This window comes from Pseudoalteromonas sp. N1230-9, assembly GCF_032716425.1.
Taxonomy (GTDB): Bacteria; Pseudomonadota; Gammaproteobacteria; order Enterobacterales; family Alteromonadaceae; genus Pseudoalteromonas.
Window position 1 is genome coordinate 3,464,584 of the sequence record NZ_CP090419.1, and the last position, 22,782, is coordinate 3,487,365.

Genomic DNA, 22,782 nt, shown 5'->3' on the forward strand with positions numbered 1-22,782 from the left:
CATTATAGGCTTTGATGAGGGCCAAACACCTCATAGTGAATGCGCTCACTTGCAACCCCAATACTTAGCAGCTGCTCTTTTATCATTGCCATAAAGGCGATTGGACCACACAGGTAAAAGTCACCTTTGCTAATTGGTAAGCTATCAGCGATGTGATTTACATCCATCAAGCCCGCAAAATCTCCCCCCTTGCCATCTTTTAACCACGTAACACAATGCAATGAAGCGTGCGCTTGTTGTTGCTTTATTAAATACTCTTTAAAGGCAAACTGCGCCTCACTGTCGCAAGCATGTAGGTAATGGATTGACTGATTAGGTTGATTACCTAATAGTGTTTCTAGCATCGCCATCATTGGGGTTTGACCAACACCCGCTGAAATCAATACGACAGGCGAGTCGATTTCGCGAAGTACAAAGTCGCCTGCTGGAGGATAAACTTCAATTACCTCGCCTTCGCGCAAGCTATGTAAATGGTAGGAGACTAAACCTTCTTGCTTTACGCTAATACGGTAGTTTTCGCCATTACTTTGCTGCGAAATAGAGTATTGGCGAATTTGAGTATTATCACTGTTTTCAGGTTTAACTTTAATACCCAAATATTGCCCAGGTAGATGTGACACCACCGCTTTACCGTCACAAGGAGTCAGAGTAAAACTACAAATATGCTCTGACTCGATATGCTTATGTGAAATAGTAAATAAACGTGTACCAAACCAACCCCCTTGGGCTTGCTTAGTTTTGTTGTATAGTGCCATTTCTTCTGTAATACAGACATCTGCAAGCAGTGCATACGCTTCTCGCCATGCATATTCAACCTCAGCGGTAAACTGCTCAGGCAGCAACTCCTTAAGCGTTGCAATTAAGTGACTACCTACAATCGGATAGTGCTCAGGTAAAATGTGATAACTAGTATGCTTATGATTTATACGCGCTAAAGCGTCTTTCAAAACAGCAAGATTATCAATATTTGTAGCATAGGCAGCTAACGCATTAAACAACGCAAATTGCTGAGAGCCTGATTGCTGATGGGTCATATTAAAAATATTTTTTAACTCTGGATTATAACTAAACATACGATCATAAAAGTATTCAGTAACCTGAGGGCCCGCCTCTGCTAGCAACGGTACTGTACTTTTAACAATCTCGATCGTTTTTTCAGACAACATATAGTTTCCTCTATTTATAAAGGGAGTAATTAACCCACGCGGCCATCTACACGACGTTTAACTAAAATGGGCACGCAATGAAATAAGAACAATAAAAAGCCAGCTATCCACAGCATTGCACTCAGTTGCCATGCCAAGTGGTGACCTATCAAAGATACAAGGAGAGCGCGTATAATCGCAGCAACGGCAATACACACAAATGCTAAGGTAATGATAAATGGCACTTTTAGGGGGCGGCCGGTATGACCATGAGACACACGAACCATCATAGCTAAGATCATTAAGCCAATCGTACCTACGGTGATAAAATGCAGCGCATCTTTAAATAAAATGAACGAACTATAGTTGCTCAGTGCAATTAGGAGTAAACCTATGCTCAAAGCCCAATATGAAAGGTGTAGTGACCATAACAGAGGTACTTTTAGTATCCCCTTTTGCCACCAAGCGACACTGCGATAAAAATGCAAACAAGCAAGCCAAGCAAAAACCCAACCTACGCTCATTTGATTAAAGAATAATTGACTAAAGAAGAACCAAGCAATAGCAAATAAAGAACTTACAACAACCAGTTTATCAAACCTTGGTAGGCGAACTTGCTCGGTAAGATTCAACCCTCGCGCGGTGAAAAATGGCACAACACGGCCTGCAACAATACCAACCAATAAAGTCATCACAATCACCGCGGTATCCGCAACACTGAGCGCAAAGAGCATATTTTCAGCAATCACCAATGCCAAAAAAATAATATTAAGAGCACATAGCATGGAGGCAATAGTGATAAACACGTAATTCTGCTTACTACTTGCTTTGAGCAACATATTACTAAGGGTAATAATGCCGGCTAACCACCATATAAGCTGAAACACTCCCACCACATATAAATTAAAATTCGCTGTTATTATGGCAGGTAAAAAGAAACTCAAACGTGCTAATAACCACACACCTGTCATTAGACAAAGCTTGCTGCCACTGACACTAGGAACACCAGTCCAGGTTTGCGCTGCTGTCAGTAAAAACCCCATAGCAACAACACCTGAAAAACCAAATAGCATTTCATGGGCATGCCAAAGCGTAGCTGGTACAGTTAAATGCCAGTTGGCATAACCGCTTAGCATGAGTAACCAATAACTCATAGAACCCACGGCTAATACACCAGCAACCAAAAAGTAAGGCCTAAACGCCAATGCCCAAATAGGCCATTGACTGACTTGATGAGCCTTTACTTTTTTTGGCATTGGCTCTGTTAAATTAATGACTTTCATTACCACTCTCAGCGTTTAATTTCCCCAGCTATTGCACAGTTCAAGCCAAAAATAAAAGCCATTAAATATCAGTCAATTATATTTAACCGCTTGATAAAAAAGTCAAAATGACACACCATTAAAAACATCAATAAAACACATTCAGGTCAAATTGACATGGCGATCAAAAAATCCCTTCTTGATGTTGCTCTTGCCCTTACCAAAGCAAGCAGTGTTGATTACAATTTCAACTATTTATTGAATTGCATTAATGATTGGCTTGAATGTGATGCAGTTGCCTTATTATTGAAACAAGGTGATGTGTTAAAACCTGTAGCCCTACATGGATTGTCGGACGATACGTTAGGAAGACGCTTTAAAATAGCGGAGCATCCTCGCTTATTTGAAATATGCCGTGGCAGTGAGCCGCTAAAATTTGCCAAAGATTGTGGCCTACCCGACCCCTACGATGGTTTATTACAAAGCCAGCATGGCGACTTTCCTGTTCATGCCTGCATGGGTGTGCCGCTGCAGAGCAGTAAAGACAACAGCGAACTCCTCGGTGTTTTAACCTTTGATAGTTTAGATGAACATGCCTTTGACGCTTTAGCAATGAACGAGCTCAATCAACTAAAACAGCTAGCAGCAGGTTATGTTGAGCATGCCCTAACCTTGCAGCATTTTATGCAACATGCACAGCACAGCCATCAAGTTGCACAACAGCTTAATCTTGAAGCGCTGACGCGAGAAGGTGTCGAAATTATTGGTAATAGCCAAACAATGCTGACCCTTAAAAATGATATCCAGCTGGTGGCTGCCTCAGAATTCAGCGTATTGATACAAGGCGACACAGGCGTCGGTAAAGAGCTTGTTGCCCGCAATATTCACTTAAATTCAAAACGCCGCGAACAGCCTCTTATCCATCTCAACTGTGCTTCATTACCAGAGAACTTGGCTGAGAGCGAATTTTTCGGCCACAGTAAAGGGGCTTTTACGGGTGCACATACAGCTCGTCAAGGAAAGTTTCAACTCGCCGATGGCGGTACGCTATTTTTAGATGAGATTGGCGAGTTACCCCTTGCGATGCAAAGTAAACTACTACGCGTATTGCAAAGTGGTGAAATACAAACTGTGGGTGAAGATCATACTCATTATGTCGATGTAAGAGTGATTGCTGCAACAAACCGTGATTTAAAACAAGAAGTTGCAGAGGGACGTTTTCGAGCAGACCTATTTCATAGGCTGAGTGTTTACCCGCTGAATGTGCCAGCGCTGAGGGCTCGTGATAACGATGTTATTTTACTTGCTGGTTTTTTCGTGGAGCAAACTGCACGTAAGCTTGCGATAAAACAACTAAAGCTAAGTGTAGACACCCAAGTATTATTGCGTCAATACGATTGGCCTGGCAACGTCAGAGAACTTGAACACGTTATTAGTCGCGCAGCATTAAAAGCAAAGCAACAACAGTGGCAGCAGGATATTATTACTATAGAGCCTGCTCACTGCAATATCGAGCAGCTATCAAATAAGGAGAGCCATACAGCAATAGAACACAAGAATGCGCTACCAGAGCTGTCGCTAAAAGAGGCTACTGAGGCATTCAACTACCAACTAATTATGCAGCAACTTGAGCGGCATAATCTAAATTGGGCAGCCACAGCACGCACCCTTAAAGTGGATAGAGCCAATCTAGTGCGACTCGCGAAACGCTTAGGTATCAGTGTTAAGAAGTCACTCTAGCTAGCCTGTTGTCTTTTTAAAGTACGCTTTTAGTAGCTGACTAAAAGCTTGCACTTTGGCAGTACGGTGCACCAAATGATGTGTCACCAGCCAAAGATCTGTTGGCCAGTTTAGTTCTTTATGAAGCACTGGCACTAAATCAGAGTACTGCTCTGCCACTTCGTGCTGCAAACCACCAATACCAAGCCCCCTAACAATCGCCCGGGTTGCTTCTGATGTTTCTGATACTCTTAGTTTAATTTGTGCTGGTGCTATGTGCTCATCGACCCAAGCAAAATAAGGCACTTTACCGTTGTAGCCAGCCACCCCAGAAACAAAACTATGCTGCTCTAGCTGCTGAATACTCTTTGGCATACCATATTTTTCAATATAGCTTTTTGAGGCATAAAATCCAGATGATAGCTCCGCTAAGTGCTGGGCAATATAATCACCTTCATCAGGGCGCGGGCCCGCTCTGACAGCAATATGCGCTTGGCCATGGTCGAGTCGTAGACGATTTTGGTCAAGAATAACCTCAAGCTGCACTTGTGGGTGTAAACTTTGGAACTGCTCACAAACTTCACTGAGCACATCAATAAAACCACTCACCGTAGTTAATAATAAACTGCCTCGCAGTTGGCTATCAGCGGCAATAATATCGTTGTGAAGTTTTTCAAGTTCTGCATTAATCGATTTAGCAGTGGCAAACAACTTAGCGCCAATTTCTGTCACTGTATAACCACGGGCATGGCGGTGAAATAACCGTGCATCAAGGTTATCTTCTAAATTGTTGATTCTTCTTAGTACTGTGCTGTGGTGAACACCTAACGATTCGGCAGCAGCGGTTAACGTGCCGAGCCTTGCCACCTCATAAGCGACTTTTACATCTTGCCAATCATCAAATTGAATCGCCATAACGGCTCCTTGTGTGCGTATACGCACATAAGTTTTGCGTTTATTTGGCTTTTCTGCAAGCTGTTTTTTGCTACAGTGAGTATATCAACAGTGAAGCTTAAAAAGGAATCCCTCATGACAGCACCAAAAATTATTGCCCTCGCAGGCAGCCTACGTAAAGACAGTTTTAACCAAAAACTAATTAATGAAGCAGCGCGCTTCGCCCTCGAAAGTGGTGCTGAAGTGGAAGTACTCAAACTAAGCGATTTAGATTTACCACTATTCGATGAAGATATAGAAGCACAAGGTACGCCTACTGGCGCACAGTTGTTAAAAGATAAGCTTCGTGCTGCTGATGGTATTTTATTAGCAAGCCCAGAATATAATGGCTCAATTACAGCACCACTTAAAAACGCTATCGATTGGGCATCTCGCACTGAGCAAGGTGCAGTACCGGCATTTCGTAATAAAGTAACCGCTTTGTATGCTTCTTCGCCAGGTGGTTTAGGTGGCTTACGCGGTCTAAACCACGTGCGTGATATTTTATCAGGTATTGGCAGCTTAGTACTTGCGGATCAGTTAGCCGTACCTGCCATCCACACTAAATTAGATGAACAAGGCCGCATTAATGATGCCGATACAGCCGAACAAGTTGCCAGCCTAGCCCGACAACTTGTTAGTGTGGCAAGTAAATTAAATAAGTAAGCCTGATTTAATAGCCCTTAGTTGAGTTTTGTCGCTGCCAGTTTTGCAGCGATAAAATCTTCATGAGTCACATACAAGAGGCTAGCAACACGGCGAATCACAACCTCTTCATGTTTATCTAATTCGCCATCAGCATAGGCTAAGCGCCATAACAGCTCGATAATATCAATACGCTGCTCGGCACTACACTGCGCATTTATTTGCTTCGAAAACTGAAAATAATCAATCGCTTCATCTAAATTTTTAGCAGCACTATCAACGAGCTCCTGAACTTCATCATCTGTTAAAGAAAAATACTTCTTTAAGGTGTCATTCAGTGTTTGTTGCTCATCATCTTGTAGCTCACTGTCGGCGCGCATAACCTCGATTAATAAAGCGGCAACCGCTGTTTTTAGGTCATGCTCACTAATATTTGATTGAGTATCGTCCATCGCTGAAAATAGCTGTTTTATTTTATTGAGCATCACATTTTTACCTTTTGAGTGTTAGACTAGGTATAAGATATAAACTAACGTTACCCTAGTTTGACTGTCGAAGCTAATTCATGGTTCAACAACACGCGCTAGAATTATTGCATCAATCACATGGAGTTAGGTGTTTATGAACAAACCCCGTTCGATATTCGCATTATCAATCAGCGCCCTTTTACTCACCGCTGGTTTTCCCGCTGCATACGCCGAAGAAACCAAAACAGAAAAACTTTTCGACTTTGATGAAGAAGTCCACTACTACCAAACTAAATTAGCCGATGGCCGCTACCACCTCGAAATTCAGTCTGATGACTATAAGCACTTTCGCAATCAAAGCGTATTCTTACTACGCCATGCAAGTCGCTTGTGTAGAGATAAACCGTTTATGCTTAGAGTGACTGATGGCGTACAGGAGTATGAACGCTTTCCCACTAAACCACGTGCCTATCAGCCACCTTTAACGGTTGTTCTACAGTGTGAAGACGAAGCTAAATAGTACTAGTCTTCATATCCCCACGGCGCGCTTGGCGGCGTAATAGGTTTAGTTAAGTCAAAATCAACGCGAAACTCACGTCCTTCACGCACTAAGCGATACGTAAATTGCTTTGGATAAATATACATTTGCCACGTATTACCCATTGATTGTGGAATACCTTGGTTCACAAACAACTCTTTTGAATATTGATCAGCTGGGAACGACTGCGCATTAGCAAAACCAGCATCAAGGGTATGGCCCCCATACATGGTTGAGTCGTCATCGCTACCATCTTTATGGCGATGATCGTGCTTTAAACTCAGTCCACTGCCTGTTTTTGTGATGATCCAAGTACGAGACGCATCGTCACCTACATGAAATGGCACTTGCAATTCACGTTCATTACAACGACGCACATGCATCACTAACTTTTTACCCGCAAATGAACTGGGGCCTGTCGCGTTATCAACGCTAACTTTACCTTCGTAAGCTTTACCACAATAGGCAGCAATATTATTAAAAAAGCCATCATGGCTTGGAATAGATACTAACGGCGCTGGACGCGCAGCCGCTACTGATGACGCTGCTACGAGCATCGATGCCACTAAGTATTTCATGGTGTGTTCCTAAAATAAAAAATTTAACCCTAGCCTAGCGATTTAAAGCTAATAAAGAAAACAATCACGATAAACTGCTTGTCTAAAAATAATCAAGACGGGTTTGTAGCTAGTTGTATGTCATGTTCGGCGCGCGATTTCATGAACTTCAGAAGTGATTTGTGAAAATCCTGAAAGATCACCTCTCCCCACACTCGCGAATAAATGCCAAAATTAGTGTTATCAAGTACAGTCGTTTTTAGGCTTAACAGCGTTTGATTCTTGCCACTTACAACTAATTCATAACCGCCATGTAACGGCGAAAAATATTCACCGCCCAATTTCACATGCTGATCGAGCGCCTTATCAGGAATTAAGTCTGGGTCTATATCAAACTTATAAAGCATTTTCTCATTCGGCTTCCACTCAGTTATCACTTCTTTGAATACAACATTTTTTTGCCACTGACTGGTTCTTATTGTACCTACCCCATCACCACTCATATCAGCTCGAATTGGTCTAGGAATACCAATTAATTGCGAAAATGAGCTCGGATACTCGCTCTCGTGGATTTGGCTAACATTAGCTAATTGTTGCCACACAACATCAACAGGCGCATTGATAACAATCGTATTTTTAACTTCGTAAGTTTTCGATAAGTGTAAAAAGTTGAGTTCTAAAGGAGAAAGGATCAACGGCAACAAAGCTACCGACATCACTGCTTTGTTGCTTTTCTTTGCCCAAAGGCGATGACATAGCCCTGCTAACATACCGCCAATACTAGCAAAAAACATAAACGCAGGGAGTGCCATTGCAACGCAGATGCTGCCCTCTAAAAGAGTAATAACACTCACAAATAAGAAGATAAAAATAGGCTGCCAAGCGATCACTGCCATTCTTCCGTATGTCATCACAGGCACCTGATTGTATTCAAAATGTACCCGTATAAACCCGATAGCAACAGGCACTAAAAACATAAACGAAATAGTAACAAGGCTACCGAAATTAAACGTTTCGCTAACTTCAAGAAAAATGCGTATGCTGATGCCGTAAAGAACACCCATCACGATGCCGATAGATTTAGGAGAAAGAGGCCACATAGTTATTTATTGTTTTCGTTATTTTGCCAACCAAATTAACAACTTTCTTTTTTAGAAACAAATAAAAACGCGACTTTCGCCGCGTTTAGGTTCCACATGTAATAAAACCTTTTATTGCCAAGGGCGCTCAGCTTTAAGCTTAGTTTCAAAGGCATCAATTTGGCTGTTAAGTGTTTCAGTCACACCGATAAAGTCCAAGCCGCTTAATAAACGCTCTTTAATGTCATGACGAATATCAAAGTCAATAGTGTCAAACTTATCGCTACGAAGTTGTTGGTTTTCTAAATCAACTTCGATATGAATATCGTCATGCTGTTCACTCAACACAAATAATTGCTCAAGCGTTTCTGCTGGTAATGCGATAGCAAGCATTTGGTTATTACCGCAGTTATTAAAGAAAATATCGGCAAAGCTTTGTGCTAAGATAACTTCAAAACCATATTGCTTTAATGCCCATGGCGCGTGCTCACGCGATGAACCACAACCAAAGTTGTCGCGAGTTAACAGAATTTGCGCACCTTGGTAACAAGGACGATTCAAAATAAACTCAGGGTTTGGCTCACCGTTATCTAAATAACGCCAATCGTAAAAAAGCGCCGCATCAAAACCATCACGGCTGGTCGACGTTAAAAATTGCTTTGGAATTATTTGGTCAGTATCAACATTGTTTTTATCTAACGGGGCCATTAAGCCACTAAAAAATACACTCATTAGGCTTCTCCTCTGATATCAACAAAACGACCATGAATTGCCGCTGCCGCAGCCATTGCTGGGCTCACTAAGTGAGTGCGTCCACCGCGACCTTGGCGTCCTTCAAAGTTACGATTTGATGTCGACGCACAGCGTTTACCGGCTTCTAATCTGTCGTCATTCATTGCTAAGCACATTGAACAACCTGGCTCACGCCATTCAAAGCCAGCTGCTTTGAATATATCAGCAAGGCCTTCGTCTTCGGCTTGTTTTTTAACAAGGCCAGAACCTGGAACAATCAGTGCTTCAACACCCGCGGCAACCTGCTTACCTTCAACAATTTGCGCGGCAGCACGTAAGTCTTCAATTCGGCTATTGGTACATGAGCCAATAAACACGGTATCAACAGTTGCTGAAGACAATTTATCACCGGCTTTTAAGCCCATATATTTTAGTGCGCTACGAATCGCATCAGCTTTGATTAAATCTGGTTCTTGCTCAGGGTCTGGAATGAATTCATCGACGCCAATCACTTGCTCAGGGCTGGTACCCCAAGTAATTTGCGGTTGAATATCAGCAGCCTCCAATTCAACAACATGATCAAACTCTGCGCCTTCATCAGTTTTTAGTGTTTTCCAGTAGGCAACGGCACTATCAAAGTCAGCACCTTGTGGTGCAAATGGGCGACCTTTTAAATAATCATAAGTTGTTTGATCTGGTGCGATTAAACCCGCTTTTGCGCCCATTTCAATACTCATATTACAAAGTGTCATGCGCGCTTCCATAGACAGCGCTTCAATTCCTTCACCACAAAATTCAGCAACATAGCCAGTACCACCCGCAGTGCCTAATTTACCGATCACAGCCATGATTAAATCTTTGGCAGTAACAGTTGGGCGCAGGCGACCATTAATTTGAATTTTTAACGACTTGGCTTTTTTCTGCTGTAGTGTTTGAGTGGCTAAAACATGCTCAACTTCTGACGTACCAATACCGTGCGCTAGTGCGCCAAATGCACCATGGGTAGAGGTATGGCTGTCGCCACATACTATGGTTGTGCCCGGTAAGGTAATGCCCTGCTCAGGCCCCATTACATGCACAATACCTTGGTTAATCGAATTTAAATCATAAAGTTGAATACCAAACTCTTTGCAGTTTGCATCCAGTGCCATTAGTTGGTTTTTCGACACTTCACTGGCAGCATCTAATGAACGACTTTTCGTTGAAACGTTATGATCCATGGTCGCAAAGGTTTTTTCTGGGCAACGTACTTTACGGTTTTTCTCACGTAAACCAGCAAAGGCTTGCGGTGAGGTAACTTCATGAACTAGATGACGGTCGATATAAAGTAAATCGGTTTGATCGTTAATGTTGGCGACTACATGAGCTTGCCAGATTTTATCGTATAAGGTTTGGGCCACTTGCTATTCCCTCATTTTAGTTACGCTGAGTGACGAGCTCAGCGCAAACAACTTTTTAATTAAATACGTGCCACAATTGCCGCAGCAACATCACTAGTGGTGTACCCTGCATTTGGGTAGATATCTGGCGTACCAACACCGGCTTCAACCGCTTCTGCTACCGCTTTTTCAATAGTACGCGCCGCTTCATCTTGCCCTAGTGAATAACGCAGCATAAGCGCAGCACTTAAAATTTGTGCGATCGGGTTTGCAACCCCTTTGCCAGCGATATCTGGTGCTGAGCCACCAGCAGGTTCATACAAACCAAATCCAGACTGATTTAAGCTCGCTGATGGTAATAAGCCCATAGAACCTGTGATCATCGCGCACTCATCAGACAAAATGTCACCAAATAAATTATCGCAAAGTAATACATCAAACTGACTTGGCTGTTTTACTAACTGCATCGCCGCGTTATCAACATAAATGTAATCAAGGCTAACTTCTGGGTAGTCTTTACTGACTTCAGTGACTACCTCTCGCCAAAGTACACTTGACGCTAACACATTCGCTTTATCAACCGAGGTAACATGATTACTACGCAGCTTAGCGGCTTCAAAGGCAAAACGAGCGATACGCTCAATTTCTTTACGTGAATATGTTTGTGTATCGAAAGCAACTTCTTGCTCACCTTCGCCACTACGACCTTTTTCACCGAAATAAATACCGCCTGTTAGCTCACGCACACATAAGATATCAAAGCCTTGTGCGCTGATATCTGCACGCAGCGGTGACGCAGCACTTAGTGCAGGTAATAATTGTGCTGGGCGTAAATTACAGAACAAACCAAAATGCTTACGCAGTGGCAACAAAGACGCTCGCTCTGGTTGCTCATTCGGTGGTAAGTTTTCCCACTTAGGACCACCAACAGAGCCAAATAAAATCGCATCGGCATTTTCACAGGCACTTAATGTGCTTTGCGGCAAGGCCTGACCAAACTCATCAATGGCAGCGCCACCAATCGCGTGGTGATGACGAGTCAAAGTAAAACCAAATTTTTCGCTTACAGCATCCAAGACGGTTTCTGCTGCTGCCATAACTTCTGGACCAATCCCGTCGCCTGCTAATACTGCGATACTGTAATTCGATTGACTCATCCTGCTTTCCTCTGTTGTTTTAAATCAGACACTTTTTGTGCACGATAAATTAAGTTATACACGCGGATCATGGCGCGTACCGACGCTTCAACCACATCCGCTGCAATGCCCGCGCCGTGATAAGGGCGACCATCGTATTTAGCGATAATATTCACTTGACCAAGCGAGCTGGCACCTTGGCCTGTTGCTTCTAGGTTATATTCAATCATTTCAACCGACATACCCGTTAAGCGCTCAATTGCTAAGAACGATGCTTCTACAGGGCCATTACCTGTTGCTGCCTCTTGCTTAGACTCGCCATCAATTGTCATGCCGATTGTTGAGCTCGCCACTGATTGCGAATTAGACGTAGAGTTAACAAACTCAAGCTGGTACTTCTCGTCTTTATCTTTGATTTGATTAAAGTAAATCATCGCTTCTAAGTCGTAGTCATACACAGTGCCTTTTTGGTCTGCTAATGCCAAGAAGCTGGTGTATAAGCTATCCATATCGTAATCAGATTTTTGATAGCCTAGCTCTTCTAAACGATGCTCAATAACATGACGACCTGAACGCGAAGTCATGTTTAATTGGTTATTGGGTACACCGACACTTTCTGGCGACATAATCTCGTAAGTGTTTTGCGCTTTTAATACGCCGTCTTGGTGGATCCCTGAGCTGTGTGCAAAGGCATTTTCACCAACAATTGCTTTGTTTGGTTGTACTGGCATATTACAAATCTTCGCGACTTGACGCGAAGCACGGTAAATTTCTTCACTGCGAATATCGGTATGCACTTTTAAGTGATCTTCACGCATTTTCATGATCATCGACACTTCTTCAAGCGAACAGTTACCTGCACGCTCACCAATACCATTAATGGTACATTCTATTTGGCGAGCACCGGCTTGTACCGCTGCGATTGAGTTAGCAACCGCTAAACCTAAATCGTTGTGGCAATGCACACTTAAACGCGCCTTGTCGATGTTTGGCACATTGTTCATTAAGTGATGGATCATCGCAGCGTATTCGTCTGGCGTTACATAACCTACGGTGTCAGGTAAGTTAATTGTTGATGCACCCGCATCAATAGCACTTTCAACGATGCGGCATAAATCCCAATGCGGTGTACGACCTGCATCTTCACACGAAAACTCAACGTCATCCGTGTAGTTACGCGCAAGCTTAATCGACTTAACAGCCATCGCTGTTGCATCGTCTAAGCTCATTCGTAATTTGTGTTCAAGGTGTAATGGACTAGTTGCGATAAAGGTGTGAATACGGCCTTGCTCAGCAGGGCGAAGTGCCTCACCACAGGCTTCAATATCTTTTGCTACAGCACGTGCTAAACCACAAATAATCGGCCCTTTCACCTCAGTTGCAATACGCTGTACTGAGCGAAAGTCTGCGGGGCTAGATACCGGAAAACCGACTTCCATTACATCCACATTTAAACGGCTAATGGTATGCGCAAGCTGAATTTTGTCATCTTCGGTTAGGCTTGCTTTTAATGCTTGCTCACCATCGCGTAACGTTGTATCAAAAATCCAAACTTTATCTTTCATAAATTGTCCTCGTTCCCAATGACCCATTAGCGAGATAAAAAAAACCCCGCGTTTGCGGGGTTTTATAATATTTACAAATGCAAATACACTAAGCCCCACCTACTTGCTTAAGCAGTAAGAGGTTCAGTGTTAATGTAATTAAACGTGTCATTTGCATCTTAATTTTCTAAATGTGTGTTCAGTGAGCTGTATTTTTAACACCCAGCACACACTCTTGCAAGCATATTTTTTTCACTAAGAACAATATAAAGACGCAAATATAGAAATAAAAATTCACAAAACAAACAAAAAAAGGATAAAAATAACAATTTAATGGTTAGTTGTCGTTAGAAAAAGTACTTAACGCTTACGGCCTGCTTAGATTAACTTTTTTCATTTCCACCGTTATCCCTAACATACAATAATGCACCACGCGCTATATAACGTAATTGCCAAATAACACGTTCTACCAACTCTTCACGTTGCTGCCCTTCAATATCAAGCGCCTCTGCCCCTGCGTTAAATACTAAAGTGACCATCGCTTCCGCTTGTATATAGGCATGGGTGGCATCGCATGGCGTTTCACTTTCAAGGTAATGTGCAAGCTCCAAGATGAAATGTTTTATCTCGCGAGCAACCGCGGCACGAAACGCTTTTGAAGTACCTGAGCGTTCACGCAATAACAACCTGAATTGATTACTTGAGTTATCAATAAATTCCATGAAAGTGACAATCGATGTAGTAATGACACTGCCACCACTTTCAATACGCCGACGTGCTTGGCGCATTAACTGGCGAAGCGTTAACCCCGCTTCATCAACCATGGTCAAGCCAAGTTCATTCATATCTTTAAAATGGCGATAAAAAGAGGTTGGCGCAATCCCTGCTTCACGAGCAACTTCACGTAAACTTAAATTAGAAAAGCTATGATCGGCACTCAATTGATTAAATGCAGCTTCGATTAGTGCTTGTCGTGTTTTTTGTTTCTGTTGCGCTCTAACACCCGACATGAAAACTCCCAAGGTGAACTTTTAATGATTTTTAAGTTAATGAGACAGTCTAATACTTGACGCGAAGAGTTTGAAACACTATTTTAGCGTACAACTGTACGCCGAGATTTATTATGATGAAGAAACCACCGATTATTTGGACCAATGTGTTATTTTTTAGCCTGACATTTTTGGCCGCAATTACACTTGTTCCTTGGTATGGATTTAGTTACGGATACACCACTGTGCAATGGATAGCTTTTGTTGCTTGCATGTTTTACGCAGGATTATCTATCACCGCAGGTTACCACCGCTTATGGGCACACAAAGCCTATGATGCACACCCTGTGATTGAATTTATATTCGCCCTTGGTGGTGCATTTGCGCTGCAAAATAGTGCGCTTCACTGGAGTAGCGACCACCGTATTCATCATGGTCAAGTTGATGATCCAATCAAAGACCCTTATGCCGCAACAAATGGCTTTTGGTACAGCCATATAGGTTGGATGCTGCGAGACTATCAAGGAGAGGAATACGGAAATTATAGTAATTGCCGTGACTTACAGAAAAATAAAGTCGTTATGTGGCAACACCGCCACTACATGAAATTAGTATTAGCGACCAATATTGGTATTCCTCTTTTACTTGGGTTAATGGTCGGTGATGTGTGGGGGATGTTACTACTTGCAGGGTTGTTACGTTTAGTATTAAGCCAGCATTTTACCTTTTTTATAAATTCAGTTGCCCATATATGGGGGTCTCGTCCATACACCGAAAAAAATACCGCACGCGATAATGGTTTTTTAGCGTTATTCACTTATGGTGAGGGCTATCATAATTTCCACCATATTTTTGCCAGTGACTATCGTAATGGTATTAAATGGTATCACTATGATCCAACCAAATGGATGATCCGCACGCTCGCATCTGTCGGTCTTGCATCAAAATTAAAACGTACACCAGTCGAGCGCATTGAAAAAGCCAAAGCAGAAACCTTGATGAATAAAACCCAAGGCCGCCTTGCAAAATTGCCTTTAGCGCAAGATAAGCTTACATTATTACAATCTGAGTACGATTTACTGCTGAAAAAACTGCAACACTTCTGTGCCCTGCAAAAACGCGTGTTAGAAATCAAAAAGAATAACATGATGAAACAATGCGAAAAATCAGCATTAATGACACAATATCATGAGCTTGAAGCCGCTTGGGAAAACCAAAAGCAGGCTTGGCTTGCACTAAATGCGAGGTTATTAAAAGCCTCTTTTAGTTAATATAGGAGCGGCTGTGGCCAAACAACAAGTAAAGCAAAAAGATACTCCATCTTATCAATATGATGCGATCATCATAGGGACAGGTCCTGGCGGTGAAGGTACCGCCATGAACCTATCTAAAAGTAATAAGAAAGTCGCTGTCATTGAGCGCCAAGAAGCAGTAGGCGGCGGCTGTGTGCACTGGGGCACTATTCCGTCAAAAGCATTACGTCATTCTGTAAGCCGTTACATTGAATATAAAGCAAACCCGCTATTTAATATTAGCGAACGTCCGAACCGCTTAACTTTCCCTGATATTTTGCGTCACGCTAGTAATGTCATATCTAAGCAGTCAAGTTTACGTAGTAGCTTTTATGACCGTAACCGCATTCATATGTATCAGGGTGATGCTGAGTTTGTTGACAAGCACACAATTAAAATTACACACCTTGATGGTTCGCACGAAACACTCACCGCGCAAACAATTGTCATTGCTACAGGCTCTCGCCCATATCGTCCACCTGGCGTTGACTTTAATCATGCACGTATTTACGACAGTGACACGATTTTAGGCCTTGAACATGACCCACATCGCGTACTGATTTATGGTGCAGGTGTGATTGGCTGTGAATACGCTTCTATTTTTAAAGGCTTAGGCGCAAAAGTTGATCTAGTAAATACCCGCGACCGCCTACTTGCCTTTATGGATGCAGAAATTTCAGATGCACTAAGCTATCACTTTTGGAACAGCGGTATTGTTATTCGTCATAACGAAGAATTTGATAGAGTAGAAACTCGCGATGATTGTGTTGTGATGCACTTAAAATCAGGCAAGCGAGTTAAAGCAGACTGTATTTTGTTTGCTAATGGTCGTACGGGTAACACCGATACATTAAACCTTGATGCTGTTGGCCTAAAAGCAGATGGTCGTGGCCAGCTTAAAGTGAATGAAACTTACCAAACAGAAGTCGATAACATTTATGCTGTTGGTGATGTTATTGGCTATCCAAGCCTTGCTAGTGCGGCATTTGATCAAGGGCGAATCGCCGCTGATGCTATTGCCTGTGGTAACTGCGAAGAAAAATTGATTATTGATATACCGGCAGGGATTTATACTATTCCTGAAATGAGCTCAGTGGGTAAAACCGAGCAAGAGCTCACCGCAGCTAAAATTCCATACGAAGTGGGTCGTGCCCAATTTAAACATTTAGCGCGGGCACAAATAGCAGGCACTGAGGTAGGTAGTTTAAAGATTTTATTCCATGTTGATACCAAAGAAGTGCTCGGTGTGCATTGCTTTGGCGAGCGTGCCTCTGAAATTGTTCACATCGGCCAAGCGATTATGGAGCAAAAGAACGGCGGCAATAACATTGATTACTTTGTGAATACCACGTTTAACTACCCAACTATGGCTGAAGCCTATCGCGTAGCTGCATTAAATGGTTTAAATCGTTTGTTTAAGTAAATAAAAAAAGCCCGCTTAATAACGCGGGCTTTTTCGTCATTAGCTTTTGCTTATTTGTGGTATTTACCACTGAATTCATGAACCGCGTTGATAAATACACCTGCGTTTTCTGGGTCAACATCAGGTGTAATACCATGACCTAGGTTAAATACATGGCCAGAGCCTGTACCAAAGTCTTCAAGAATAGTCGCTACTTCTTGGCGAATACGCTCAGGCGTACCATGTAGCATGGCGGGGTCCATGTTCCCTTGTAGTGCTACTTTATCGCCAACACGACGCTTTGCATCACCAATATTAATTGTCCAATCTAGACCTACAGCATCACAGCCCGTCGCCGCGATTGCTTCAATCCACTGACCGCCATTTTTAGTAAACAGTGTTACAGGTACTTTGCGACCATCATGCTCGCGAATTAAGCCATCAACAATCTTATGCATGTATTGTAATGAAAACTCATTGTAATCACGTGGGCTTAATACTCCACCCCATGAGTCAAATACCATTAACGATTGCGCACCCGCTTTAACTTGCGCGTTTAAATAGTCAATGACTGAGTCAGCTAATTTATCAAGTAATAGGTGCAGTGTTTGTGGCTCAGCAAACGCCATTTTTTTGATTTTACCGAATGTTTTGCTGCTTCCGCCTTCAACCATGTAAGTGGCAAGTGTCCAAGGTGAACCAGAGAAACCTATTAGCGGTACTTCACCTTTTAATTCGCGACGAATCGTACTTACCGCATTCATCACATAACCAAGCTCATCAGTTGGATCGATATTTGGGATTTTTTTAACATCAGCTAATGAAGAAATCGGGCGCTCAAATTTAGGACCTTCACCCGTTTCAAAATACAGACCTAAACCCATTGCATCTGGAATAGTTAAAATATCACTAAATAGAATTGCAGCATCAAGCGGATAACGACGTAAAGGCTGTAACGTTACTTCACAAGCAAGTTCAGCGTTTTTACATAAACTCATAAAGTCGCCTGCTTGGGCACGTGTAGCACGGTACTCAGGTAAATAACGGCCAGCTTGGCGCATCATCCATACCGGAGTGACATCAACAGGTTGTTTTTGTAGTGCACGTAAATAACGGTCGTTTTTTAATTCGCTCATGCGTATAGATCCTAGAACTGAATGAAATTTTGCTGGTGATTGTATCACCATATTACGCGCCCCACTATGGATAGATAACCAAGCCTAGATATAGATCACGATTTTTAGGCTCTGCCCAACAAATAGAGCAGGTTTTATACGAAAACAAAATATTTTTAAAACTTTCCATTAATAAATTTGCAACAAAGAAAAAAGCTTGGTATAACTTATCCCGCGTTAACAAAAACAATAATAAAAATCTTATAACAATAAGAACAAAAATCTTCCCATAACAATAAGAAAGCTTGTTTTAACAAGTCTAGAAAAAGAATTAAACCACCAATTTTGGTGGTTTTTTCTTTTCTGAATCATTGATTTATACAATCACCTCAGTATTTTCAACGTTAAAAATTAACACTAGTAGTTTTTAATTATTTCCCATACACTGCTGTTAAAGTAAAAATTAACCTAACCTATTACGGCACGCATTTCATATAGCAACATGCTGTCTTATGTTTCTAGGTTGGCTTTTAACAGTTTGTTGTAACTAAACACGAAGAATTAGTTGATCTTTGTGTCATATTTCCTTTTTATATAGAAAGGAAACCAACTCAGCGAGGAGATGAAATATGCTGACGCGTTTGGAAAAAGCTCAACAAAAATGGGGTGGAAGCCACTCTGTTATCGATAAGTGGCTCACAGAGCGCCAAGAGCTACTTGTGCTGTTCTGCCGTATAGCGGGCTTTTCACCGTATGAAAAGAAAGATCATGCCCTTCCAGATCAACTACAAATCCAAAATTTTTGTCAAATTTTAATGGACTACTTATCTGCTGGTCATTTTGAAATTTACGATGACATTGCAAAAGCATGTGAAGAGAAAGGCCCAGAAAGCCAAAAGCTTGCCAGTGCACTTTACCCACGTATTTCAGAAACAACTGACATTGCTCTCGACTTTAACGATAAATATGCTGAAGTAGATAAAGATGATTTACTGGATGAGTTTGATAAAGACTTATCTGCCCTAGGCGAAGCACTTGAGCTACGCTTTGAATTAGAAGATGAGTTAATCGATAACTTATATTCAAATCATACTAGCTAGTGCAACTTCATAGCAGCAGAGAGTAAATTCTCTGCTGAATGCCTCTTTTTGCCTTTCTTTAAAGAATCAATTATTCCATTCAGATAAAAATATTTGAAATAAATATTTAGATGCGATACTCATACTATAAAAACATGAGGTTCGCCATGCATAAACGGTCATTTTTAAAGTCACTTTCAATTCTTGCAGCAGGTGCAAGCCTAACATCAGCTCCCCTAATTGGCGCACAGAATAGCAGTGGCCACACTTTAATTAAGCCAAAAGCACTCACAAAGGGAGGCACTATCGGTGTCTGTAGTCCTTCTGCGGCAACCGCCGAGCATGCTGATATCATACTAGCAAAAGGGGTGATTGAAGCACTGGGTTATAAAGCAAGGCTGGCACCTAATATTCTAGCAAGACGAGGGCATTTAGCTGGAACAGATGCTATGCGAGCCAACGATCTAAATAACTTGTTTAGCGATACGGATGTCGGTGCTATTTTTTGTTTGCGTGGTGGTTCAGGCGCAGCCCGTATTTTACCTTTGCTCGACTACACCATGATCCGCAACAACCCTAAGCCGCTCATGGGCTACTCAGATATCACCGCTTTACATAACGCACTGCTTGCCAAAACTGGCATGATTAGTTTTCATGGTCCAAACGCATCTAGTGAGTGGAATCCATTTCATGTAGAGCAATTTAAAAGCCTGTTCGAAGCACGAAAGCACATGCATTATCAAAATTTACCCAAAGCAGACGATGAGCTGGTAAATACCAAGTACCTGACTCAAACTATCACAGCAGGTAAGGCGACGGGTCGCTTAATCGGTGGAAACTTGACAGTACTCACCGCTTTGGCGGGTTCTAATTACCTTCCCGACTTTAACGGGGCCATTTTGTTTTTAGAAGATATTGATGAAGCACCGTATCGAATTGACCGTATGATGAGCACATTAAAGCTCATGGGTGCACTTGATAAGATTGCGGGTTTTGTATTTGGTGATTGTAATGAGTGCAAGCCTGGTCGTGGTTATGGCTCGTTAACACTTGATGATATTTTTGCAGACTATATTAAACCATTAGGCATTCCCGCTTATCGCGGTGCAATGATAGGCCATATTAAACGCCAATTTATTTTACCTGTGGGTGCGTTAATTGAACTTGATGCTAACAAGGGTACGCTTAAAATGAGGGAAGCTGCATTTAGCTAGATGAGTAAAAGTACAAAAAAAGGGCCATGAGGCCCTTTTCTTCTGAGTAATAAATTACTCTGCAGCAGCTGCTTTTTCTTCGTCTTGGATTTCAAGTAATTCTACTTCAAAAACCAATGTTGAATTAGCAGGAATCTTACCAAGATCACGCTCACCGTATGCAAGTTCAGATGGGATTGTGAACTTGTACTTAGAGCCAACTGGCATTAATTGTAAACCTTCAGTCCAACCTGGGATCACACGATTAAGTGGGAAAGTTGTTGGTTCGTTACGTGAGTATGAGCTATCGAACTCAGTGCCATCAAGTAAAGTACCTTTGTAATGTACTTTTACAACGTCAGTTGCTACTGGCTTTTCGCCTTCACCTTCGGTGATCACTTCGTACTGTAAGCCAGACTCAGTAACAGTAACACCTTCTTTCTTCGCGTTTTCAGCTAAGAATTTTTCACCTTCGGCTTTGCTTTTTTCAGCTTCTACTTTTGCTTTTTCTTCTTGCTTAGTACGCATGCTTTGATCAAGCGCAGTTAACACTTCACGAATTTTTTCATCGTCTAGTTTAGCGTTACCAGCAAGGGCATCTTCAAAGCCACGCTTTAATAGCGCTTCGTCTAACTCAATACCTAGCTCTTTTTTATCAGCTAAATCTTGGTTTAAGAAGTTACCAACAGATGCACCGATACCGTAGGCTTGTTGTTGTGCTTCAGTCTCTAGTTTAACTTCAGCTTGCTGTTCTTTTTTTGCTTCTTGATTACAAGCTGTTAGCGCTAAAACTGACGCTGCAATCAATGACAATTTAATCGTCTTTCTCATTTTATATCTCCGACACACTTTGCAGTTGTCAATTATTGTATTATTACTAGTTAAAGGTTAACGACCTATTATGGTAGGCTGCTTGTCTAATAACTAAACTTCATGCAAACGCATAATCTAGTGATTAGACTAACAACCTTGGCTTTTAACGAGCCCTAGTCTAACCTCTCAATCACTAAGAGTTAAGGGGAAATACCTGTAATATGTCGATATTTCGTACTTTTTTATATCTACTAAGCTTTGGCTTAGTTGTTGCGTGCACTGAGCAACATGAGCAATCCGCTGAACGATATGAACATGCGGCTAAAGGTGCGTTTGCATCTGCTCTTTCGCATGATGGCAAATACAGCTTGATCTCATCAATACACCATGGGGTCGCGCTGTGGGATAATCAACAGCAGGTATTAAAATACCAATGGTTTCAACAACAAGCTCAAGATAGTCTTGTTCATACAGTGGCAATCTCTTACGACAATAGCCATGCAGTCACCGCTGAAAAGTCCACATTTGCAGTGTGGGACATTAGCACTGGTGAAAACACGGGCTACTATAAGATACATGCCTCAACTATTAGAGATATCGCCATAAGTAACCAAGGGCGTAGCGTTTTATATGGCCGCGCCGACGGTGTAGTCGTTTACCTCGACTTAGAAACCGGAAGGCGTATAGAGTTCCTCGGTCATCAAGAAAAAGTCAACGTTGTTGATCTATCTCCCAATGGCCACTATGCAATTAGTGGCTCAAATGATTACGTAGCTTACTTTTGGGATACTCGCACAGGGCAAGTAATCCACCGCTTTAATCACCCAACTCGTGTCACTCAGGTTGCGCTTGATCCACAGGGTCGATATGCATTTACAGCAGATAGTATGAAGCAAGCAAATGTATGGCAACTGACTACAGGTGATCTTGTTAGCAAACTGGCGTATATTGCGCGTCAGAAAATTTTTACCGCTGTGCGTTTTAATGATCAAGGCACTTTAATTGCAACCGGTTCACCGAATCGACTCGTGGATTTATGGCAACTGGACTCAGGTAAAAAATTACAAACGTGGCAAGTACTCCCTCGGGAAGGAAGTCGCCCGAAATCAGCCGTGGTGTTAGATGTTGCGTTTACTGATAACAACCAAGCGTTATTAACCGAAAGCTCCAGCGGATTCGCTGAAAGTTTTAATTTAAGAGAATCGAATGAATACAATTGAAGATCGTCTCATGGAACTTGAAGCGAAAGTCGCGTTTCAAGATGAAACAATTGAAATATTGAATGATGAGCTTAAAGCGCACCAACAGCAATTGGCAAAAATGAAGCGCCAAACCGAGTTGCTCGCAGAAAAAATTAAAGAGGCGCAACAGCCTTCTCTTATGTCACAGTTACAAGAGCCGCCTCCGCCACATTACTAAGCATACAATAATGGCCGGGTTAATCACCCGGCTTAAATACCCCAATTACCTGCTCAAATTGACGTGTTGAAGCTTGCACAGCCTTCTCTGGCTGGGTCATTTTATGGCCACACTGTACGCACTCCACTTTTTCGACATCATGCTCTTTATAAAGCATCATGGTATCCATAGCCCCACATTCTGGGCATGACGCACCAGCAATAAAGCGTTTTTTTTGTCTCATAAGTGATCTCCCGTGGCATGTAGGCCGCTATTTTAGCCTAATAATTCTCTGTTTGATACGATTGCGAAGCCTTATAGGATCCGTGTTATGATAACGCAACTTAACTAGGACTCAGCATAGT

General features: G+C 42.1%; 23 protein-coding genes. 9 read left to right on the plus strand and 14 right to left on the minus strand.

Annotated features, from left to right (window positions below; all coding sequences use genetic code 11):
* Nucleotides 1-2: 2 nt before the first annotated feature.
* A complete protein-coding gene (hmpA, locus tag LY624_RS16275) occupies nucleotides 3-1,166 on the minus strand; it encodes an NO-inducible flavohemoprotein (protein WP_341803484.1) in 1,164 nt (387 codons plus the stop codon).
* Between the two features lie 29 nt (nucleotides 1,167-1,195).
* Nucleotides 1,196-2,428 (minus strand): NnrS family protein, encoded by a 1,233-nt coding sequence (locus LY624_RS16280; protein ID WP_341803485.1) that lies wholly within the window; start codon nucleotides 2,426-2,428, stop codon nucleotides 1,196-1,198.
* 156 nt (nucleotides 2,429-2,584) lie between these two features.
* On the opposite strand from LY624_RS16280, the gene norR reads away from it, so the two are divergent.
* Nucleotides 2,585-4,147 carry a nitric oxide reductase transcriptional regulator NorR gene (gene norR, locus LY624_RS16285; RefSeq protein ID WP_341803486.1) on the plus strand — a complete coding sequence of 521 codons (1,563 nt, stop codon included), beginning with the start codon at nucleotides 2,585-2,587 and terminating at the stop codon, nucleotides 4,145-4,147.
* On the opposite strand, the gene LY624_RS16290 is transcribed toward norR, so the two are convergent.
* Nucleotides 4,148-5,041, minus strand: coding sequence for a LysR family transcriptional regulator (locus tag LY624_RS16290; RefSeq protein WP_341803487.1), 894 nt, complete (start codon nucleotides 5,039-5,041; stop codon nucleotides 4,148-4,150). It abuts the gene before it with no gap.
* A gap of 114 nt (nucleotides 5,042-5,155) precedes the next feature.
* On the opposite strand from LY624_RS16290, the gene LY624_RS16295 reads away from it, so the two are divergent.
* Nucleotides 5,156-5,725 (plus strand): NADPH-dependent FMN reductase, encoded by a 570-nt coding sequence (locus LY624_RS16295; RefSeq protein ID WP_341803488.1) that lies wholly within the window; start codon nucleotides 5,156-5,158, stop codon nucleotides 5,723-5,725.
* A 17-nt stretch (nucleotides 5,726-5,742) separates the two neighbouring features.
* Here the strand turns inward: LY624_RS16295 and LY624_RS16300 are convergent, their stop codons facing one another.
* Nucleotides 5,743-6,189, minus strand: a complete 447-nt coding sequence (locus LY624_RS16300) for a tellurite resistance TerB family protein (RefSeq protein ID WP_130149208.1) — start codon at nucleotides 6,187-6,189, stop codon at nucleotides 5,743-5,745.
* A 136-nt stretch (nucleotides 6,190-6,325) separates the two neighbouring features.
* Between LY624_RS16300 and LY624_RS16305 the strand changes: the two genes are divergently transcribed.
* The gene (locus LY624_RS16305) at nucleotides 6,326-6,691 is read left to right on the plus strand and encodes a hypothetical protein (protein WP_341803489.1); all 366 of its coding nucleotides are present in this window, start codon (nucleotides 6,326-6,328) and stop codon (nucleotides 6,689-6,691) included.
* Nucleotides 6,692-6,693: 2 nt separating this feature from the next.
* Here LY624_RS16305 and LY624_RS16310 read toward each other — a convergent pair whose 3' ends face one another.
* The 7 genes from LY624_RS16310 to fabR form a co-directional block, all read right to left on the minus strand.
* Complete coding sequence (locus tag LY624_RS16310) at nucleotides 6,694-7,287, minus strand: hypothetical protein (RefSeq protein ID WP_341803490.1); 594 nt, start codon at nucleotides 7,285-7,287, stop codon at nucleotides 6,694-6,696.
* A gap of 92 nt (nucleotides 7,288-7,379) precedes the next feature.
* Nucleotides 7,380-8,366 carry a hypothetical protein gene (locus LY624_RS16315; protein WP_341803491.1) on the minus strand — a complete coding sequence of 329 codons (987 nt, stop codon included), beginning with the start codon at nucleotides 8,364-8,366 and terminating at the stop codon, nucleotides 7,380-7,382.
* Between the two features lie 111 nt (nucleotides 8,367-8,477).
* Nucleotides 8,478-9,077, minus strand: a complete 600-nt coding sequence (gene leuD / locus LY624_RS16320) for a 3-isopropylmalate dehydratase small subunit (protein ID WP_130149196.1) — start codon at nucleotides 9,075-9,077, stop codon at nucleotides 8,478-8,480.
* Entirely contained in the window at nucleotides 9,077-10,477 is a 1,401-nt protein-coding gene (gene leuC / locus LY624_RS16325) for a 3-isopropylmalate dehydratase large subunit (protein ID WP_341803492.1), read from the minus strand. The genes leuD and leuC overlap by 1 nt, the downstream gene beginning before the upstream one ends.
* A gap of 59 nt (nucleotides 10,478-10,536) precedes the next feature.
* Complete coding sequence (gene leuB / locus LY624_RS16330; protein ID WP_063702500.1) at nucleotides 10,537-11,613, minus strand: 3-isopropylmalate dehydrogenase; 1,077 nt, start codon at nucleotides 11,611-11,613, stop codon at nucleotides 10,537-10,539.
* Nucleotides 11,610-13,157, minus strand: a complete 1,548-nt coding sequence (gene leuA / locus LY624_RS16335; RefSeq protein ID WP_130149199.1) for a 2-isopropylmalate synthase — start codon at nucleotides 13,155-13,157, stop codon at nucleotides 11,610-11,612. The genes leuB and leuA overlap by 4 nt, the downstream gene beginning before the upstream one ends.
* A gap of 362 nt (nucleotides 13,158-13,519) precedes the next feature.
* Entirely contained in the window at nucleotides 13,520-14,146 is a 627-nt protein-coding gene (gene fabR / locus LY624_RS16340; protein WP_062568368.1) for an HTH-type transcriptional repressor FabR, read from the minus strand.
* A gap of 116 nt (nucleotides 14,147-14,262) precedes the next feature.
* Between fabR and LY624_RS16345 the strand changes: the two genes are divergently transcribed.
* Both LY624_RS16345 and sthA read left to right on the plus strand, forming a co-directional pair.
* Entirely contained in the window at nucleotides 14,263-15,396 is a 1,134-nt protein-coding gene (locus LY624_RS16345; protein ID WP_062568369.1) for an acyl-CoA desaturase, read from the plus strand.
* A 13-nt stretch (nucleotides 15,397-15,409) separates the two neighbouring features.
* Nucleotides 15,410-16,840, plus strand: coding sequence for a Si-specific NAD(P)(+) transhydrogenase (gene sthA / locus LY624_RS16350; protein WP_237120363.1), 1,431 nt, complete (start codon nucleotides 15,410-15,412; stop codon nucleotides 16,838-16,840).
* Between the two features lie 50 nt (nucleotides 16,841-16,890).
* On the opposite strand, the gene hemE is transcribed toward sthA, so the two are convergent.
* Nucleotides 16,891-17,955, minus strand: a complete 1,065-nt coding sequence (hemE, locus tag LY624_RS16355; RefSeq protein ID WP_054562901.1) for a uroporphyrinogen decarboxylase — start codon at nucleotides 17,953-17,955, stop codon at nucleotides 16,891-16,893.
* A gap of 608 nt (nucleotides 17,956-18,563) precedes the next feature.
* Between hemE and LY624_RS16360 the strand changes: the two genes are divergently transcribed.
* Nucleotides 18,564-19,034 carry an Rsd/AlgQ family anti-sigma factor gene (locus LY624_RS16360; RefSeq protein WP_062568372.1) on the plus strand — a complete coding sequence of 157 codons (471 nt, stop codon included), beginning with the start codon at nucleotides 18,564-18,566 and terminating at the stop codon, nucleotides 19,032-19,034.
* A gap of 146 nt (nucleotides 19,035-19,180) precedes the next feature.
* Entirely contained in the window at nucleotides 19,181-20,227 is a 1,047-nt protein-coding gene (locus tag LY624_RS16365; protein WP_341803493.1) for a S66 peptidase family protein, read from the plus strand.
* 54 nt (nucleotides 20,228-20,281) lie between these two features.
* On the opposite strand, the gene fkpA is transcribed toward LY624_RS16365, so the two are convergent.
* Nucleotides 20,282-21,037 (minus strand): FKBP-type peptidyl-prolyl cis-trans isomerase, encoded by a 756-nt coding sequence (gene fkpA, locus LY624_RS16370; protein ID WP_062568374.1) that lies wholly within the window; start codon nucleotides 21,035-21,037, stop codon nucleotides 20,282-20,284.
* 203 nt (nucleotides 21,038-21,240) lie between these two features.
* On the opposite strand from fkpA, the gene LY624_RS16375 reads away from it, so the two are divergent.
* The gene (locus LY624_RS16375; protein WP_062568375.1) at nucleotides 21,241-22,239 is read left to right on the plus strand and encodes a WD40 repeat domain-containing protein; all 999 of its coding nucleotides are present in this window, start codon (nucleotides 21,241-21,243) and stop codon (nucleotides 22,237-22,239) included.
* Nucleotides 22,226-22,438: a SlyX family protein gene (locus LY624_RS16380; protein WP_062568376.1), complete on the plus strand. Its 213-nt coding sequence runs from the start codon at nucleotides 22,226-22,228 to the stop codon at nucleotides 22,436-22,438. The genes LY624_RS16375 and LY624_RS16380 overlap by 14 nt, the downstream gene beginning before the upstream one ends.
* A 19-nt stretch (nucleotides 22,439-22,457) precedes the next feature.
* On the opposite strand, the gene LY624_RS16385 is transcribed toward LY624_RS16380, so the two are convergent.
* A complete protein-coding gene (locus tag LY624_RS16385; RefSeq protein ID WP_062568377.1) occupies nucleotides 22,458-22,661 on the minus strand; it encodes a YheV family putative zinc ribbon protein in 204 nt (67 codons plus the stop codon).
* Nucleotides 22,662-22,782: the final 121 nt, after the last annotated feature.

What these genes read in the sequence shown, in the direction of transcription:
- hmpA (WP_341803484.1), bottom strand. Translation starts at nt 1,166, where the DNA reads ATGTTGTCTGAAAAAACGATCGAGATTGTTAAAAGTACAGTACCGTTG.
- LY624_RS16280 (WP_341803485.1), bottom strand. Translation starts at nt 2,428, where the DNA reads ATGAAAGTCATTAATTTAACAGAGCCAATGCCAAAAAAAGTAAAGGCT.
- norR (WP_341803486.1), top strand. Translation starts at nt 2,585, where the DNA reads ATGGCGATCAAAAAATCCCTTCTTGATGTTGCTCTTGCCCTTACCAAA.
- LY624_RS16290 (WP_341803487.1), bottom strand. Translation starts at nt 5,041, where the DNA reads ATGGCGATTCAATTTGATGATTGGCAAGATGTAAAAGTCGCTTATGAG.
- LY624_RS16295 (WP_341803488.1), top strand. Translation starts at nt 5,156, where the DNA reads ATGACAGCACCAAAAATTATTGCCCTCGCAGGCAGCCTACGTAAAGAC.
- LY624_RS16300 (WP_130149208.1), bottom strand. Translation starts at nt 6,189, where the DNA reads ATGCTCAATAAAATAAAACAGCTATTTTCAGCGATGGACGATACTCAA.
- LY624_RS16305 (WP_341803489.1), top strand. Translation starts at nt 6,326, where the DNA reads ATGAACAAACCCCGTTCGATATTCGCATTATCAATCAGCGCCCTTTTA.
- LY624_RS16310 (WP_341803490.1), bottom strand. Translation starts at nt 7,287, where the DNA reads ATGAAATACTTAGTGGCATCGATGCTCGTAGCAGCGTCATCAGTAGCG.
- LY624_RS16315 (WP_341803491.1), bottom strand. Translation starts at nt 8,366, where the DNA reads ATGTGGCCTCTTTCTCCTAAATCTATCGGCATCGTGATGGGTGTTCTT.
- leuD (WP_130149196.1), bottom strand. Translation starts at nt 9,077, where the DNA reads ATGAGTGTATTTTTTAGTGGCTTAATGGCCCCGTTAGATAAAAACAAT.
- leuB (WP_063702500.1), bottom strand. Translation starts at nt 11,613, where the DNA reads ATGAGTCAATCGAATTACAGTATCGCAGTATTAGCAGGCGACGGGATT.
- leuA (WP_130149199.1), bottom strand. Translation starts at nt 13,157, where the DNA reads ATGAAAGATAAAGTTTGGATTTTTGATACAACGTTACGCGATGGTGAG.
- fabR (WP_062568368.1), bottom strand. Translation starts at nt 14,146, where the DNA reads ATGTCGGGTGTTAGAGCGCAACAGAAACAAAAAACACGACAAGCACTA.
- LY624_RS16345 (WP_062568369.1), top strand. Translation starts at nt 14,263, where the DNA reads ATGAAGAAACCACCGATTATTTGGACCAATGTGTTATTTTTTAGCCTG.
- hemE (WP_054562901.1), bottom strand. Translation starts at nt 17,955, where the DNA reads ATGAGCGAATTAAAAAACGACCGTTATTTACGTGCACTACAAAAACAA.
- LY624_RS16360 (WP_062568372.1), top strand. Translation starts at nt 18,564, where the DNA reads ATGCTGACGCGTTTGGAAAAAGCTCAACAAAAATGGGGTGGAAGCCAC.
- LY624_RS16365 (WP_341803493.1), top strand. Translation starts at nt 19,181, where the DNA reads ATGCATAAACGGTCATTTTTAAAGTCACTTTCAATTCTTGCAGCAGGT.
- fkpA (WP_062568374.1), bottom strand. Translation starts at nt 21,037, where the DNA reads ATGAGAAAGACGATTAAATTGTCATTGATTGCAGCGTCAGTTTTAGCG.
- LY624_RS16375 (WP_062568375.1), top strand. Translation starts at nt 21,241, where the DNA reads ATGTCGATATTTCGTACTTTTTTATATCTACTAAGCTTTGGCTTAGTT.
- LY624_RS16380 (WP_062568376.1), top strand. Translation starts at nt 22,226, where the DNA reads ATGAATACAATTGAAGATCGTCTCATGGAACTTGAAGCGAAAGTCGCG.
- LY624_RS16385 (WP_062568377.1), bottom strand. Translation starts at nt 22,661, where the DNA reads ATGAGACAAAAAAAACGCTTTATTGCTGGTGCGTCATGCCCAGAATGT.